This window comes from Bifidobacterium catulorum (assembly GCF_003129925.1).
Lineage (GTDB): Bacteria > Actinomycetota > Actinomycetes > Actinomycetales > Bifidobacteriaceae > Galliscardovia > Galliscardovia catulorum.
Genome location: NZ_QFFN01000038.1, coordinates 1 through 17,092, shown reverse-complemented (window position 1 = coordinate 17,092; position 17,092 = coordinate 1). Strand labels below are relative to the sequence as shown.

Here is a 17,092-nt window from a genome sequence, read left to right as displayed (position 1 = left end):
GTTCCCCTGCCCGGTCCCGTCCCGCCGCCGAACCCCCAGGGCGGCCAGCCGGCCCAGCCTCATTTCCAGATCCCTCCGCAGGCGTCGCCCGTGGCACAGGCCGGACCGCAGGGGCCGGTCCCGCAGCAGACGGCACCGGTGCAGGCCGGCTCGTCCGGCGCATTCTTCGTCTGGCTGTGGGACTCGTTCAGGCATCCCTCCCGTCGGTACGCCACCCAGACGTGGTGGGCGATCATCCCCCTGGTGTTCAACGCGTTCCTCATGGCCCTGACCGTGTACATGTGGCAGAGCAAGGCGGTCAGCGCCACCGTCGACATGGGCAACGGCTTCCTGAACGGCCTGACCGGCGGCTCGGCCTACACCCCGCAGATCACATCGCCGGGCGTCTCCGTCTCCGAGCTGTTCAAATCGTGGATACTGTTCGCCGCGCTGCTGTACATCCTCGTCCTCATCTGCTTCATGGGACGCAGGATGTTCGGCGAGCGCGTCGCGTTCGCCGCGCTGCATACCGAGATCGCCCAGAAGACCATGCCCATGGTCGCGCTGAACCTCGCCTCGTTCCTGTTCGCGCTCATCGGGTCGGGGCTGGTCATACTCTCCGCGGCGCTGTTCATGACCGGGGGCTCGTTCCGGCTGACGATGCCGTCCGCCATCGTCGCCCAGGGCGTCAACTCGCGCAAGCTCGACAAGACGTGGATGTGGATCTTCGTCATGTTGATCGGCGGCCTGATCCTCGGCGTCTTCTTCGCCATCTTCGCGGTGGCGGGCGTCGTCGGCGCGGTATCGTCCGCGCTCTGACCCACGACGGCACGGCCGACGGCCACCGACCCGTACACTGAAGACGGCGCCGCCCGTGACCGCGATGCGCATGAGAGGGGCATGAGGGGGAGTATGCGATGATATTCTGCACCGGTTGCGGAGAACGCAACGACGACGGCACGAGATACTGCATCAACTGCGGCAGTCCGTTGCCGACGCCGGCAACAGGCCGGATGGGAGGGATTCCCCCGGTGCCCGTCGTGCCGGCGCCGGGTCCCCGCTCCCTTGCCGATGTGGCCGACCCAGTCGATGCAGGCGCCGCCGACGACGCGTCGGCATCGTCCGTCATGCCGGACCGTGGGCGGATGGTCGTGCTGTTCGCCGTCGCCGCGGCCGTCGTCATCCTCGCTGCGGTGGTCTTCACCCTCGCCAACACCGTGTTCTCGGCACGCCATGCGGTGAACGAATACGTGGACCTCATCGCCGACGGGGATTTCGAACACGCCTCGGCCATGGCCATGCCCGACGTCAAGGACGACGCCCGCGTCCTGTTCGTCAACCAGGCCGCGTCCAACGTGAACGACCGCATCACCGACGTGCAGGTCTCCTCCATGCGCAGGGACGATTCCACCGGGCGGTACGACGCCGACGTCACGTATTCGGCCGGCGGCGCACGCCGCTCCGGCCGCGTGTCGGTGGAGCCCGACGGACGCCGCCTGCTGCTGTTCAGAGCCTGGAGGATTGCCTCGCCGATGACCACGACGTTGAAGATAGCCGTCCCGAAGACCATGACGAACGTCTCGGTCAACGGCGTCGACATCGATCTGGACAAGGCGTCGACGGCCAAGGACAACGTCGCCGCGCCGTCCGATGCCGATCCGAACGTCGACTACGGCGACATGGCCCAGTACTCCGTTCCCGCATATCCGGGCGTCTACCATGTCGGCATCGCCGACTCGGCGTATGTGACCTCCGACGAGTCGACCATCTCCGACGCGCCGGCGACCGCCTATCTCATCCCCCGGGCCACCGACAAGCTCCGGGGCGCCCTCCTGGACAAGGTGCAACGGCATGTGGACGACTGCGTGGCGTCGAAGGCGCTGGCGGTCAGCGGCTGCGGGTTCTCCAACGGCGATTTCACCGGCTCGTCCATGGCATACGCCGACATCACACGCAACGTGTCTGGGACCCCGGAACTCGACGACGTGGACATCATGACCGGCACGTTCTCCACCGCCACCATCGAAACGACCATCACCTACCGGCAGCGGTACTATGCCGACATGCCATGGGAGAACGGATCCGCCACCGATTCCGGCACCATCAGGGGGACGTTCTCCCTGGAGAACGAGAACCTCACCGTCACCATTCCCAACGATGAGACGGCCGACGGGGAGTAAGCAGGGGATGGGTGCCGACGGTCGGCCCCGTGACGGCCGAGCGCCGACTACCGTGGTGTTCATCAGGGGACTACGATAGGAATGGCGCGTGCCGTCGCGGAGCGGATCGGCATGGGACGTCCTATAGAGGACCGAGTGGAACGTAAGGAAGAGAACGATGATGTGTTGCCCCCATTGCAAAGCGCAACTGCCCGATGACGCCGACTTCTGCACGCAGTGCGGAAAGCCTGTGAACGACTCCGCCGACATCGGATCGGAAGACACCATCCTCCGGGACGGCGGCCAGCGGCAGGTGCTGCCCTCGATCCAGATGCCGGTCCAGCCGGTGCCAGCCCCCACGCCCATGCAGGCGGTTTCCGGGCAGCAGCCCACGCAGTCGATACCGCCCGTATCCCCGAACGCGGCGCCGGCGGCGGGACAGGCCGCCGCTGCCGCATTGCCCCCGAACGGCGGCCGGGGCGGCGGGCTCAAGGGGTGGCTGTCCGACAAACGCAATCTGCCGATCATCATCGTCGGCGCGGCGCTCGTGGTCGCGTTGATGGTATGCGGCGGCGTGGTATACTCCTATTCGGGCGGTCCGAAGAGCGAGGCCTCGTCGTCAAGCACGTCGCAGTCGTCCGCCCCCACGCAGACGGAGACGACGACCGTCAGCCCCGCCCCCACGGAGACGAAGACCGTCACCGAATCGCCGTCATCCACGCCAACGGCCACGGTGACCCAGCAGGCCCCGGCGAAGACGGGTCTGAACTCCGCCAAGCTCGACTCCATAGTCAACAAGTATTCGGCGTCCGCCGTGTCGGTGGTGCCGTCCAGCGGCGACCCCTACAACTCGTCCCAGGCGAACAGCCGCTTCGTGGCGTCCGGCCTGTATCTGCCGGTGTATCTCGCCGCGCACAACGGCGGCGGGTCAAGCGCGATCAGCTATGCGGACGCCATGATGCGCGGCATGAACAACAGCTACGGCAACTCGGCCATCAGCGCCATGGGCGGCCGTTCGTCGCTGAACTCGTGGCTTTCGAGCGCCGGATACTCCAGCACCGACTTCGAACGCGCCTTCGGCGACGTGACCTCGTCGTCCTATGGCGCCGAGAACTACACGTCGCCGTCCGATGCGGCGAGGATGCTCATCGCCGTCGACCAGATGGGCGGCACCGGCCTGATGACCTACAGCCTCGCGTCCGAAGGCGTGGCCGCGCCATCCGGAGCCACGATCTACGGGCATCGTGGACGCGGCATCAAGAACGCGTACAACTACTTCATCACCATGAAGACGTCGTCCGGGGCCACGGCCGGCATCGCGGTGATGACGCAGAGCCAGGGCCAGGGCGCGGCGGCACAGCTCGCCAACGAGATCCTGGCCGAAGTGAACTCCGAACTGTGACCGGCACATGGGCATGAGAAACGACAACCCCCGTCATGCCGGCCACGCCGGCCGGGACGCGGATGGAGGCCGGGGATGGCCGGTCGTCGTCATCACGGTCGTTCTGGTGATGGCGTTGCTCGCCGCGGCATCCGTCGTCGTCGTCCGGCACCGTCGATCGGCGGCCCTTGAGGCCGCTGCCTCGTCGTCGGTCGCCTCCGCACAGGCCTCGCTGAACCGTGACGCCTCGTCGTCGCCGTCTTCGTCGACGTCAACGAAATCCGCAGCCCCGTCGGATACCGCACGGTCCGCCGCATCGGCGGCCAGACAGGCCAGACAGAAGCGGCTGGACGCATTGAAATCCGACATCGGCCAACGTATCGCCGGCTACGGCGGCACATGGTCGGTCTATGTGGAGGACATGAAGACCGGCGCCTCCATATCGGTGAACGATCATAGCCAACCCTCCGCCTCGATCATCAAACTGTACGTCATGCTCGCCGTATACACGCGAATCGCCGACGGCGCGCTGAAGGACGATGCCGGCATCGATGCGCTGCTCACCGAAATGATCACCGTCAGCTCGAACGACGCCACCAACACCCTCGTAACCACGCTCGGCAACGGCGACGCCAACCGGGGATTCGACATCGTCAACCGGACGGCCAAGGCCAACGGCTTCGACGAGACGGCCATGAACGACCTGCTCTATGATTCCGGAACCCACGACTCCAGCCTCAAACGGACGTCGGTCGACGACGCCGGACGATTCATGGCGAAGGTGTACCGGGGACAGCTGGTCTCGCAGGAGTACAGCCGGAAGATGCTGGCCCTGCTGCTCGGACAGCAGCGGCGTCTCAAGATCCCCGCGGGACTGCCAGACGGCACCAAGGTGGCCAACAAGACCGGCGAGATACCGGGCACGGAGAACGACGCCGCCATCGTCTACGGAACGGCCGCCGACCATGGCGGCGACTATGTGATGACCGTCATGACTCAGGACGTCGACAATGTCACCGCGCAGGCGCAGATCCGCGAGCTTTCCGGCGTCGTGTGGCGATCCCTCGAATAGGGGCGGGGCGCGCCCCCATCCACGCATTCGTCCGGTTATCCCTCATGAGGCCGCGGACCACGCGGTACAGTGAAGGGACGCGATACGGGAGGCGAACGATGGAATACGGTCACGACGAGGCGCTGCTGCTGGCGAAACGCCTGTACACCGGACTGCTCGCCCGCGACGACGGGCAGATCACACGCACGCTGCTGGTGGCGGGGGCGCCGCGGGCCGGCAAGACCCGGTTCGCGCTCGACGCCCTGATCGAGGCGGTCGACGAATTCGGGCAGGACGCCGCGGTGATGACCGTGTCCGGGCGTGTTTCCGCCGACCGTCTCGGCAACATGGCGATTGAGCGGATGGGCGTCACCTCGCAGGCGCGTCCCGTGACCACGCTGTCCGCATTGGCGTTCCGTCTCATCTCCGCCCAACGTTCGGGCAATGGAGAAACCCCTCCCAGGCTGCTCAACGGCGCCGAACAGGATTCCCTGCTGCGCGAGGTGCTGGCTGCGCACATCGCCCACGTAAACGCCGGAGACCCATGCGGTACCTGCCGTCTGCTGGCCTCGTATTTCGCCGACTCGAACTGGACCGGGCTGGTCGCCGGAGGGGGAGTGGCCCCGCAGGACGGTACACCCCGCGACGGGGCGTCACCCGGCCAGGCTTCCCAGGCCGGGGCGCCGCCGACGTCGGACGCGCTGCTGATCAGAGGCATCAGCGACGCCTTCGTCAACCAGCTGCGCGACATGATATCCCGTATGAACGAGCTCGGCGCCTCTCCGGATAAGGAGGACGCCATCATCGGCACGCTGGCCGCTGATGAAGGCGCGGCCGGCGCGACAGGCGAACGGCTCGCCGCACAATGGCGGCTCGCCTTCGCCCTGCGCGCCGAATACGATGCGGCGATTCACGAGGCGTATCCGGACGAACACCGTCTCGACGCCTCGCGGCTGCTCGTCGAAGGCGTGGCCGCCGCACGTGACGCCGACGCCGTGGCCGTTCCCCGGGCCGTCATCGTCGACGACGCCCAGGACATGACGCTCGCCGGCATGGCCTTCCTCCAGGAGCTGGAACGACGCGGCTGCATGCTGCTGCTCGTCGGCAACCCCGACGAGGCCGTGCAGGGATTCCGGGGATCCTATCCCGAAATGCTGTTCCATCGCATCGCCGAGCCGCCGTCGACCGCCGCGGCGGAGGACGGCCACGACGGTTCGATGCCGGTGAACGACCGGGGACTGGGACGGCTTGGCGCCCTCGCCATCACCCTGCGGCCATACGATGCGGCCGCCGAAAAGGCTGACGACGCTGCCGATGCCGTCGACGCTACCAGCGTCGATGTCGACACTGATTCCGGCACTGATGCCGGTACTGACGCGTGCCCCCGAACATACCGTGACCTCGTGGCGGCACGAACCTCCCTGGGCATCCGCTCCGTGGAGGAGGACCCGCTTCCCGTGCAGCGGCGTCCGGGGAAGATGCCCCGATACCCCGGTGCGCTTCCGGTGGCACGGACCCCCGGGACCGAAGCCATCGCACACGACGGCAGCGTCTCGGGCGCCTTGTACCGCAGTGTCGGAGAGGAACTCGACGACGTGGTCTGGCACGTGATGCATGCGCACATGGCCGAATCACGGCAATGGAACGACATGGCCGTCATCGCCCACGACAACGCCACCGTCCGCATCTACGGGGAACGCCTGCGGCGCGAGGGCGTGCCGGTGCGGTATTCGACGGTCACCCGCCCGTTGAAGGAGGAGCCCTTCGTCCAGGGACTGTTCGCCATGATCGAACTGGCACGGATGCGGATGCGCGGCCCGGAATCCTGGACGGGGGGAAGGCGTGCGCTCGCGAACGCCGTGCGGTCCCGTATGCGCACGCTGCTTTCCAGCCCCCTGGTCATGGCGGGACGGGGGAGCGGTGCGGAAGGGCGTCCGGTCCGGCAGGACGTCATCCGGTCGGCCTTCCGGGCGCTGGAATCCCTGGGCCGTGTCCTGGATGATGAGCACACGGCCGACGGGTACGCCGCCGACGGGCATGCGGGCGAAGACGCGGCGTCGGACGGGGTGGAAGCCTCGCTGCCGTCCATGATGAGGCAATGGTCGCGTCTGGCGTCGGCGTTGGAGAAGGGACGGCAGCCCGACGACGGGGTCATCGTCGATGACTCGCTGATTGACGGCACGGACCATGCCGGTGCCGATGGCAACGGTGCCGATGGTGACGATGGCGGCACGACGATGGCCTTCGGCGCGGACGCGATGCTGTTGCTGCTCGCCCAGGGCGGCGCCGGCGCCGAATCGGTCATTCGTGCGGTCCATGCCGTGCTTGGCACACGGGGCGCATACGTCGCCCCCGAGGCCGGGGCGTTCGACCATGCGTGGACCATGGTGGGGCGTCTCGCCGAATCGATGCGCGGCCTGCCGTCGGACGGGGCGGGATACGTGTTGTGGCAGGCGTGGAGAATCGCCGACGTGGCCGAACGGTGGCAGCGCGTCTCATTGGAGAACACAGCGGAGGGCCGTGCGGCGAACGACCGGCTCGACGCGGCCATGAGGCTGTTCCAGTTCAGCGAATCCGGCGGCGCCCGACGCGACGTAGGCTCGTTCATCGACCAGGTGCGCAATCTTGAGATCGAGGCGGACTCCCTCGCCCACGTGAAACCCGTGGAGCAGGCCGTCACCCTGACCACACCGGCCGGAGCCGCCGGCCGGGTCTGGTCGCTCGTGTGGATGCCGGCGCTGCAACAGGGCGTATGGCCGAACCTCGCCGCACGAAACACCATGTTCGGCACGGAGGACCTCGCCGACGTCATGCTGCACGGCCGTTCCGGGGCGGCGAGGCGCGCCGGGGCCGTCTCCGTCCGTTCCGAGCGCATGGCGGCGGTGCTGTACGGCGAGGAGAAGGGCTTCCTCGTCTCGCTCACCCGCGCCACGGAGCGGGTGAGCGTCAGCGCGGTGGCGGACGACGACCATACGCCGTCGGATTTCCTCTACGGGTTCATGCCGGAGCTGTTCCCCCGGCTCGACGATCCCGAATACACGGACGTCGGCGGGGATGGCGACCACGATGGACTGGAATACAGCGTGCGCGGAATCGTCGCCGCGGCACGCGGCATACTCGCTCGACGCCATCGCCGGGACGATGCTGTATCGGACGATGATGCTGTATCGGACGTCGATGATGCTGCATCGGATGTCGATGACGCCGTCGTGGCCGATGCGGCGAAAGCCCTTGCGTTCCTTGCCGACCATGGCGTGGACGAGGCGGATCCGGCGCATTGGCCGTTCCTTCACGCCTACGATGGCGATACCTCGGATGGCATGGATATCGTGGACGACGAATCCGCCGCCGTGTTCCCCATCACGGCACTGCCCACCGGCGTCTCCGCAGAGGAGCGGCGCGCCATGGAATCCGGGAGCGCCATGGAATCCGGGAGCACTGTCACCCTGTCGCCGTCCGCGGTGGACGGCATATGGAACTGTCCGGTCTGCTGGCTGATGGACAACCGGTTCTCCGGCCCACGGTCCTCAGGAGTCGCCTCAGGGTTCGGCACCGTCATCCACGCCGTGGCGGAACACGCCAGCGCGGAACGGCTCGACATGCCCGACCGGTGGGGTGGCATGATGCGCGATGACGCCGTCCGGATGATCCACGACCGGATGATGGAGATCTACCGGGACCTCAGACCAGACCCGGACGACGCCGCGACCGTCGCCGACCGGTATGCCGCCCTGCGCAAGGACCGGTCGGCCCCGGGACTGCTGCGGCACATCGCCGAATACTTCGTCGACGGCAACGACGACTCCTATGCCGCGTCGGGCAAGGCCGCCGTGGAGGTGGGCACGCTGGTCCGGGCGGAATGCGAGAAACCGTTCGTCGCACGGTTCGGACTCGACGACATCGTTGACGCTTACAATGCCATCCCCGGCTCCGAACCGGTGGGTCGCGACGACCTCTATTCTGTCCTGGGCATGCTCGTGGGCGGATGGCCCGAAGGCATGCGGCCGGACCTGATGATCCGCATCGCCGGACGCATGGACCGCATGGAGACCCGGCGGATGCCGGACGGCCGCCAACGGATACGTCTCATCGACTACAAGACCGGGCGCGGACGCACCGCCGCGCAGCAGTTCGACGACCTGCAGCTCGTCTGCTATCAGCTCGGCCTCGTCTTCGACGAGAACCGCGCGGACGGGCGGACGGGGAAGGACTCCATGCCCGACATCGCCCAATCCGGGCTGTTCTTCGTCGCCGACCATGCGGCCCCCGCCAACTACTACGGTCCGGAGGGATGCCATCAACCGGCGCTGATCCACGACGGGCATCTCAACGCCGAACCGTTCCAGGCGCGCAACCGCGTGTCGAGCCTGCACCGTCTGTTCTCCGACCCCGAACTGCCGGCCGAACGGCCAGCATCCATCGGGGAGACGGCCTGGCGTCGGTTGCTCGACGGGCGCGGCACGCAGACCATGTGGGCTCTGACCATGGTCGCCCGGGTGATGTACGCGGCCGGAGCCGTCGAATCCCGTCGCCTCATCGCCCATCCCGATCCGGCGCACATCGGCATATGCCGGCACAGGGACAGCTGCCCCGCATGCGCCGACGACATCACATCCGTATTGGAGGTCCGGTCATGACCACGTTCACCGACACCGCGGAACAGGCCGCGGTCATCAACGCACCCGAGGGGGAGGACGTCCTGGTGGTCGCCGGTGCGGGATCGGGCAAGACCTACACGATGACCCGTCGCGTCATCTCATTGATCGAACGAGGCGTCCCCGCGGAACGGATCCTCGGCCTGACGTTCACCCGCAAGGCCGCATCCGAACTGCTGTCACGCGTCTCCGCCGCGGTCATGGAGCATACCGCGGCCGACGGCGCCGAATCCGACGCGGAGGCCGGCGCCGATTCCGGTCGTGCGTTCCTCAAACCCGACATCCTCACCTATGACGCGTTCTTCCAGTCGATCGTGCGCCAATACGGTCTGCTGGTGGGCATGGACCAGAACACGCAGCCGTTGAGCGAGGCCGGCGCATACCAGCTCGCCGGCGACGTGGTGGGCAAGCACATGGCCATGCTGTTCGACGCCGGCCGGGACGCCGACCAGGCGTCCGACACCGCGCCATCCGTGGATGATGGGGACTCCGATCCGGGGGCGTTCTCCACGCTGACCGGACAGCTCATGGCCCTCTCCCACGCCATCGCCGACGCCATGATCGGCGACGACGCGATGACCTTCCACGACGCCGTCGAACGCGTGCGGCGATGGGACTCCTCCTTCATCGAACGGCTGTCCACGGTCATCGGGGACACGCCGGTGCCGCAGAAAGAACCGAAGGTCGGCAAACCGCCCCGTCGCCTCAAGAAGGACACCGACGACACCTATGCGAAAAAACTCGACGAATACCGCGGGGCGAGGCGCGAGGCCGAACACCTGGCCGCCGTATACCGGTGCGGCGTTCTGCTGTCATCCACCCGCCGGCGGGAACTGCTGCTCACCCTCGCCGAGGAATTCCAACAGGCCAAGAAGAGGGCGAACATGGCGGAATTCAGCGACTTCACCCTCGCCGCATTCCAGCTGGTGCGCCGGTTCCCCTCCATCGGCGAGGAATACCGGCGACGCTACTCGCACGTGTTCCTCGACGAATACCAGGACACGTCCACCACGCAGGCCACACTGCTCGCCGCACTGTTCCACGTGGAACACGACGGCGGTCCTCGAACCGCGGTCAACGCCGTGGGAGACCCATTCCAGTCCATCTACGCATGGCGTGGCGCCAGCCCCGGCGCGTTCCGCATGTTCCAGCAGGACTTCGGCATGGCCGCCGACCGTCGCCCATACGCGCTGTCGCAGACCCGTCGCAACTCGCGCATCGTGCTCGAAGCGGCCAACGACCTGACCATCCCCCTGCGACGTCCCCCGCTCCGACGCAGCAGCTCGCTCATGCACGAAGTGGACGTTGCCGCGCTGCACCCCATGGAGACCGCGCCCCTCGGCACGATCGGCGTGCAGGGATACACGAACCTCGGCCAGGAGATCGACGCAGTCGTGCGCTTCGCCCAACAGGCCATCGCATTGCACGGCACGGACGCCGAAACCGGCGAACGACGCCCCGGCACCCACGTCGCGGTGCTGTTCCGGTCCAAAGCCGCGTTGCCCGACTACCGCGACGCATTGGAGGCCGCCGGGCTCACCTGCGAGGTCGTCGGCTACTCGGCGCTGCTCGAACGCCCCGAAGTACGCGACCTCATGGCCCTGCTGCACGCCGTGGCCGATCACACCGACACCGCCGCGCTCATGCGGCTCATGGCCACGCCACGATTCGGCATCGGCGCGGACGACCTCAAAGCCGTCGCCGCGCTCGCGGACCGCCGGAACCTCGAATACCGGTACCGTGCGCTCGTGGAGGCCGGGCTGGCATCCGCCGCCGCGCCCCGCGGCGAATGGCCGTCGATCGTGGCCGCCCACCGCGACGACGTGCCCAACGGCGTGTTCCTCGCCGACCTGCTCATGGAGGAGGACGTCAGACGCATTTTGGAATCCTCCCGGTCGGTGTCCGGGCGGGGTGTGGAACTGCTCGTCGAGGTCTCGCGCATGCTGCGATGCGTGGAATCGTCCGTCCACCGTCCGCTCGCCGACATCCTGCACAGGGCGGTGGAGGCGCTCGGGCTCGACATCGACTGCATCGTGGCCCGGTCGATGTCCGCCGACGGCGTGGGCCGGAGCCCCGCCGACGTCAGGGCCTCCGTGGACGCCGTCGTCGATCTTGCGGCCACGTACCTGCAGGAGCTGCCGGACGGTCTCGCGCCGTCGCTGCGCGGATTCGTGTCATGGGTGGACGCCCTCGGCACGGTGCCGGAGATGTCGCGGGGCGTGAGCTCCGGCAAGGCCGACGTCACCCTGATGACCGTCCATCAGGCGAAGGGGCTCGAATGGGACGCCGTCGCCGTCGTCGGGCTGAAACAGCGTGGATTCCCCAGCTCACAGGGAGACAATCTCGCCATCGGCGCCGACGATGGGCGCATCGGAGGTGTGGAACCGACCGGCGACGTCGCCGCATGGAATCCGCCGGAATACCATGAGACCGCCCGCACCTGGCTGGAGGATCCCACCGCGGTGCCGGCCCCGATGCGTGTGGATGCGGCGATCCTGCCGCGGTTCCCTCACGATCTGGACGCCGAATCGGACCCCGTGGACGCGTTGGCTGGACTGGACTCCGCCGAACGCATCGCCGACGAGGCGTTCGCACCGGAGAACGGCGACGGCGACAGGGACGACATCGCCGATTCCGCACGGTTCCTCAGTCAGCAGGAGGAATACGGCCGGCGTCTGCATGCCGACGAGCGACGGCTCATGTATGTGGCGCTCACCCGCGCGCGCCATGACGCGCTGCTCACCTTCAGCGTCGATGGCAGAAGCATGTCGTGTGTACCCGACGAGGACGCCAAGCCGCTGAACATGGACAAGGCCTCGAACTTCTGGATGGAGGTGCACGAGGCGTTCGCCGCACGCGCCGACGCCGTCTCCGCGCCGACGAACGTCGACGCCGATGACGACGCCGTGCCGGAATCGCTGCCGCGGTCGGTCGCCGGACTGTTCGTCGGCGACCATGCCCGGGAATACGAGAACGCCGTAGTGGGCGAGGCCTGGCTGCGTCCGACGACCGGCGTCGACGCCGTCGACCGCATACCCTGGCCGAGGCCGTTGGACGCCGCGGTCTCGCGTGCGCGGAGGCTCAGCGCACGCGACGTGACGCGCCGGCGCCACATCGCCGACGATTCGGCGTCCCCGTCAGGAACCCTGCTCGCCCACGCCCGCCGTCTGGTGGAGGCGGGACTGACAGGGGATGAAGACCGCCGCGACAACCGTTCGGAACTGGAGCGCCTGCGCGCCGAAGGCGAGCGCATACTCGCCTCCGGGAGACAGAACGTCACCGCCATCCAGGCCCGTTCGTCGGCGCTGGGCCATACGGACGACCCGGAGGCCGAACGACGGCTGTGGGCCGGCATCGTGCGTCCCGTCCCCCGCATGTCCTCGCCGACCGCGGAGGCCGGCACGGTCTTCCATGACTGGGCGGCGCGGTTCATATGCCCTGACGGGGGAGACGCCATGACGACGTCGATGCGGGACGACATCGTCGCGTCGCGCTCGGCGATGATCGACGACGTCATGAGGGAGTCGTCGTCCATGACGTCGACGATGACGTCGGCCACGGAATCGCCCACGACGTCGTCCGCCGCCGACCCGGTCATGGGCCGTCGCCTGCTCGTCTGGAAGCGGCGTCTCATCGCATCGTCGTGGGCGCGGCGCCGCGCCGCATGGGCGGAACGGTCCATCGTCGCCGCCATCGAGGGGCGTGACGGCCGCCGCCGCATCGTCAACGGCAAGCTCGATGCCGTGTTCCACGGCGGTCTCGACCCCGACGACCCCTCCAAGCGGTTCACCGTCGTCGACTGGAAGACCGGTCGCCGGCCATACGACACGCAGGACATCGCCGACAGACTTGCCCAGCTCGACATGTATCGGCTACTGTTGTCGCGAATCGAGGGAGTGCCGCTGGCAGGCATCGATGCCACGCTGTACTACCTGAGCGTTGACGACGAGGCGGAACGCGAACTGCATGCCCTGCCGAAGGACGAGACCGAGATCATCGGCGAACTCGACGGCGGAATGCCCCCGCAATCGGACAACGACTGAGCGAGCGGAAGCCAGGCCGCCCCTCCGGACGAAGCGACGACGGTCATCGTCCATCGCCCGGACGGGAATCCCTGCCCATCGGATTGGACACGGAACGGCCGGTTCGATGGCGACTCATCCAATATGATCGAATCCAAGGAAACGATTATGCCGAATTCGCAGCCGAACGCATCGCGACAGACCATCCGCAGGACCACGTCCGACAGACGCCGGTCCCCATACGGGGTCATCTTCCGCCCCCCGGGCGCCAAGGCGTTCTCCGCCGCGGCCGCCGTGGCCAGACTCCCCATCTCGATGATGGGGCTGGGCATCGTGCTGGCCCTCAACCACATCTACGACAACTGGACCGTGGCCGGTGCCATGAGCGCCGTATACGTGCTGTCGGCCGCGGTGGTCACCCCGCTCTATGCGCGCCTGTTCGACCGTCTCGGACAACGTCGGGTCGGCCGCGTGGCCCTCGGCCTGCAGGTCGTGGCCATGCTGTCGTTCGCCATGGGCGCCCTGTTGCGCATACCCATCCCCGCGCTGTTCGTCCTGGCTGTGCTCATGGGCGTCACCCAGTTCGCGTTCGGCGCGCTCGTACGCACCCGATGGGCGTGGGCGCTGCGCGGAGAAAAGGACGACACGCTGCTCAACGCCGCCTACGCGTTCGAATCCGCCATCGACGAGACGGTGTTCGTGCTCGGCCCCATCCTCGCCGCGTTCCTCGCCACCTCCGTGCACCCGGTCTCGCAGCTGGTCGTGCCGGCGTTGTGCGCATTATGCGGCGGCACGGTGTTCTTCTCCCTGAAATCCACCCAGCCCCCGGTGGTCGTCTCCACGGCCACGGTGACGGACGACGGCTCCGGCGGCGCGGTCACCGGCGGCGGCAATGTGCGCGACGGGGCGTCCGGCCGCAGGATCGGCACGCGCGGCCACGTGAGAAGCGCCCTGCTGTACCCCGGCATCGGACTGCTCGTGGCCGTGTTCGTGGCGTTCAACATGAGCTTCTCCGCCTTCGATGTGTCGATGACCGCCATCACCAAATCCATGGGGCTGGAGAAGATCGTCGGACTGCAGCTGGCCCTGTTCGCCGTCGGCTCGCTCTTCGGCGCGCTGGTGTTCGGCTCCCTGAAGCTCAAAGGCTCGCATTGGAGCCATATGGTGATCCTCCTCGCCATCCTCTCGGCATGGTACGTGGGATTCCGGCTCAGCGCCGACAACCTCGTCGTGCTCGGCGTCCTTGAGGTGTTCGCAGGCATGTTCGTGGCCCCTGCATTCGCCACCGGCAATCTTCTCGTCAAGGACATCGTCCCCGACGAATCACTCACCGAGGGACTGTCCTGGCTCAACACCGGCAACTCGGTCGGCGTCTCGCTCGGCTCCTCGGTCACCGGTGTCGTGCTCGACGCATACGGCACCCACGCCGGCATGTGGATCCCCTTCCTCGCCACCGCCTGCTCCGTGCCCCTCGCCGCCCTGGCCTGGATGCTCGCCCGGCGACGACGCTAGCGGCACCGCCGTCCACCGGATCGCGAAACATCCGAAGCGGGAGGGGCGGCACCTGCGTACGATGGGCCACATGGAACGGAACATGGGGGAGCGGCACGACCGCACGGCCTCGACACGCAAAGGCGACGCCAAGGCATACGCCATATGGGGCACCGCCATGCTCGGCTACGTGTTCGCCGTCACCTGCCGCTCGTCGATGTCGGCGACCGGCATCACCGCCGCCGAACACTTCCACACCACCAGCACCGCGCTGTCCATGTTCCTCTACCTGCAGCTGTTCGTATACGCGATCATGCAGATACCGGCGGGCGTGCTGCTCGACCGGTTCGGCGCACGCAAGCTCATCGCCACCGGCGGATTCCTCATGGCGTTCGGACAGACGCTCATGGCCGTCGCACCCGTCACCGGGCTGGCGATCATCGGACGAGGCATCGTCGGCATGGGCGACGCCATGACCTTCATCTCCGTCATACGGCTCGTCTCCGCATGGTTCCCCCTCATCCGGGTGCCGCTCATGAACCAGCTGACCTCCATGCTCGGCGGCATAGGCCAGATCATCTCCATCTACCCGTTCGTCTGGCTGCTCGACCTCACCGGCTGGACCGCGGCCTTCCTCTCCCTGACCGGCGTGGGCGTATGCATCGCATCCTGCGTGCTGCTCGGCGTCCGCGACGATCCACGCCAGCACGGCCGCCGCCACGAACCTCCCCAAGGCGGCATGAAAGCCGCCCTCGGCGGACTCAGGGCCGCGGTGAGGACACCCGGCACGTTCTGCGGATTCTGGGCGCACGCCACCACATGGTTCTCCATCAACATGATGAACCAACTATGGGGATTCCCGTTCCTCCTCGCCGTCGAACACTGGTCCAGAAACCAGGCCAGCGCCTACCTCGCCATCGGCATGGTCATCAACGTGGCATGGGCGCTCATCATGGGCCGTGTCGCCGGACTCCACCCCATCCACGGCCGCGCCGCCATCATCTACACCACCGTCGGCGCGCAGATCATCTGCTGGACCATCCTCCTCCTCACCCCCGGACCGCATCCCACATGGTTCATGTGGGTGCTGCTCCTCGCCATCTCCAGCGGCGGACCCGCCTCCAACATCGCCTTCGACTTCGCCCGCGACACCAACAGGCCCGAAAACCTCGGCGCCGCCACCGGCTTCGCCAACACCGGAGGGTTCCTCTCCTCCGCCATCGTGTTCCTCGGCGTCGGCCTCATGCTCGACGCCCAGGGCGCCACCGACCCCAGCCTCTACACCGACCACGCCATGCGTGTGGCCGTGCTCATCCAATACCCGCTATGGGCCCTGGGCCTCACCGCCTTCACCATCATGCTGCCGCGCACCATGAAGGCCCTGCGTGAACGCCTCCACCGCTGATCGCGGTCTGCGTCCATACTGATTACAAGAAACGAACACCAACGAACCCATCCCGAAAAGGAGCATCCATGATCAAGGTTTCCGTAGTCGGCGCCAAAGGCCGCATGGGCGGCAACGTCGTCAACGCCGTCAACGACGCGTCCGACACCGAACTCGCCCTCGCCCTCGACGCCGGCGACGACCTCACCCGCATCACTCCCGACAACACCGACGTCGCCGTCGAATTCACCGTTCCATCCGTCTCCCTCGGCAACGTGCTCACCCTCATCGGCCAAGGCGTCGACGTCGTCGTCGGCACCACCGGCTGGACCGACGAGAAACTCGACCAGGTACGCGCGGCCCTCGCCCAGGCCCCGCGTCCGAACCAGTCCGTGTTCATCGCCCCCAACTTCGCCATCTCCGCCGTCCTCACCGACCACTTCGCCGGCCTCGCCGCCAAATACTTCGAATCCGCCGAAGTCGTCGAAATGCACCACCCCGACAAGGTCGACGCCCCCAGCGGCACCGCCATCCACACCGCGCACACCATCGCCGACGCCCGCAAGGCAGCCGGCCTCGCCCCCGTCCCCGACGCCACCGAAACCGACGGCGGCTCCCGCGGCCAGACCGTCGACGGCATACACGTCCACGCCGTCCGCCTCCGCGGCCTCAACGCCCACGAGGAGGTCCTCCTCGGCAACCCCGGCGAACAGCTCGTCATCCGCTCCGACTGCTTCGACCGCGGCTCCTTCATGCCCGGCGTCCTCCTCGCCGTACGCAAGGTGAGCGCGCATCCGGGGGTTACTATCGGCCTGAACAACCTTCTCGACCTGTAGTCGGGGTAGGACGGCGCCGGGCGGGGGGATGCGTCGGCCAAGCGTAAGCAGCGGAGGGGTCGGCTAGACGCTGCCAAGCAGACATCGAAGTGAGGCCGAACGGCCTTGAGTGTCGTGGGCGACGCATACCACAT

The 17,092-nt window shown here is 67.5% G+C and carries 9 protein-coding genes; all 9 read left to right on the top strand.

Annotation, left to right across the window (positions count from 1 at the left end):
* Nucleotides 1-798, top strand: a 798-nt coding sequence (locus DF200_RS10880; protein ID WP_206603439.1) for a DUF6574 domain-containing protein, incomplete at its 5' end; no start/stop codon positions are given.
* Between the two features lie 98 nt (nucleotides 799-896).
* Nucleotides 897-2,159 carry a zinc ribbon domain-containing protein gene (locus DF200_RS09385; protein WP_109138012.1) on the top strand — a complete coding sequence of 421 codons (1,263 nt, stop codon included), beginning with the start codon at nucleotides 897-899 and terminating at the stop codon, nucleotides 2,157-2,159.
* A 157-nt stretch (nucleotides 2,160-2,316) separates the two neighbouring features.
* Nucleotides 2,317-3,540: a zinc ribbon domain-containing protein gene (locus tag DF200_RS09380; RefSeq protein WP_109138011.1), complete on the top strand. Its 1,224-nt coding sequence runs from the start codon at nucleotides 2,317-2,319 to the stop codon at nucleotides 3,538-3,540.
* Between the two features lie 7 nt (nucleotides 3,541-3,547).
* Nucleotides 3,548-4,591 (top strand): serine hydrolase, encoded by a 1,044-nt coding sequence (locus tag DF200_RS09375; protein ID WP_109138010.1) that lies wholly within the window; start codon nucleotides 3,548-3,550, stop codon nucleotides 4,589-4,591.
* A gap of 98 nt (nucleotides 4,592-4,689) precedes the next feature.
* Complete coding sequence (locus DF200_RS09370; RefSeq protein WP_146192061.1) at nucleotides 4,690-9,207, top strand: PD-(D/E)XK nuclease family protein; 4,518 nt, start codon at nucleotides 4,690-4,692, stop codon at nucleotides 9,205-9,207.
* Nucleotides 9,204-13,268 carry an ATP-dependent DNA helicase gene (locus DF200_RS09365; protein WP_109138008.1) on the top strand — a complete coding sequence of 1,355 codons (4,065 nt, stop codon included), beginning with the start codon at nucleotides 9,204-9,206 and terminating at the stop codon, nucleotides 13,266-13,268. The genes DF200_RS09370 and DF200_RS09365 overlap by 4 nt, the downstream gene beginning before the upstream one ends.
* A gap of 147 nt (nucleotides 13,269-13,415) precedes the next feature.
* Complete coding sequence (locus tag DF200_RS09360; protein WP_241520221.1) at nucleotides 13,416-14,759, top strand: MFS transporter; 1,344 nt, start codon at nucleotides 13,416-13,418, stop codon at nucleotides 14,757-14,759.
* Between the two features lie 70 nt (nucleotides 14,760-14,829).
* Nucleotides 14,830-16,143 carry an MFS transporter gene (locus DF200_RS09355; RefSeq protein WP_158275838.1) on the top strand — a complete coding sequence of 438 codons (1,314 nt, stop codon included), beginning with the start codon at nucleotides 14,830-14,832 and terminating at the stop codon, nucleotides 16,141-16,143.
* 68 nt (nucleotides 16,144-16,211) lie between these two features.
* Nucleotides 16,212-16,958: a 4-hydroxy-tetrahydrodipicolinate reductase gene (gene dapB / locus DF200_RS09350; RefSeq protein WP_109138006.1), complete on the top strand. Its 747-nt coding sequence runs from the start codon at nucleotides 16,212-16,214 to the stop codon at nucleotides 16,956-16,958.
* The last annotated feature ends 134 nt before the right edge of the window (nucleotides 16,959-17,092 follow it).

Bases quoted from the DNA above. Each gene is read 5' to 3' on its own strand.
- DF200_RS09385 (WP_109138012.1), top strand. From the start codon at position 897: ATGATATTCTGCACCGGTTGCGGAGAACGCAACGACGACGGCACGAGA.
- DF200_RS09380 (WP_109138011.1), top strand. From the start codon at position 2,317: ATGATGTGTTGCCCCCATTGCAAAGCGCAACTGCCCGATGACGCCGAC.
- DF200_RS09375 (WP_109138010.1), top strand. From the start codon at position 3,548: ATGGGCATGAGAAACGACAACCCCCGTCATGCCGGCCACGCCGGCCGG.
- DF200_RS09370 (WP_146192061.1), top strand. From the start codon at position 4,690: ATGGAATACGGTCACGACGAGGCGCTGCTGCTGGCGAAACGCCTGTAC.
- DF200_RS09365 (WP_109138008.1), top strand. From the start codon at position 9,204: ATGACCACGTTCACCGACACCGCGGAACAGGCCGCGGTCATCAACGCA.
- DF200_RS09360 (WP_241520221.1), top strand. From the start codon at position 13,416: ATGCCGAATTCGCAGCCGAACGCATCGCGACAGACCATCCGCAGGACC.
- DF200_RS09355 (WP_158275838.1), top strand. From the start codon at position 14,830: ATGGAACGGAACATGGGGGAGCGGCACGACCGCACGGCCTCGACACGC.
- dapB (WP_109138006.1), top strand. From the start codon at position 16,212: ATGATCAAGGTTTCCGTAGTCGGCGCCAAAGGCCGCATGGGCGGCAAC.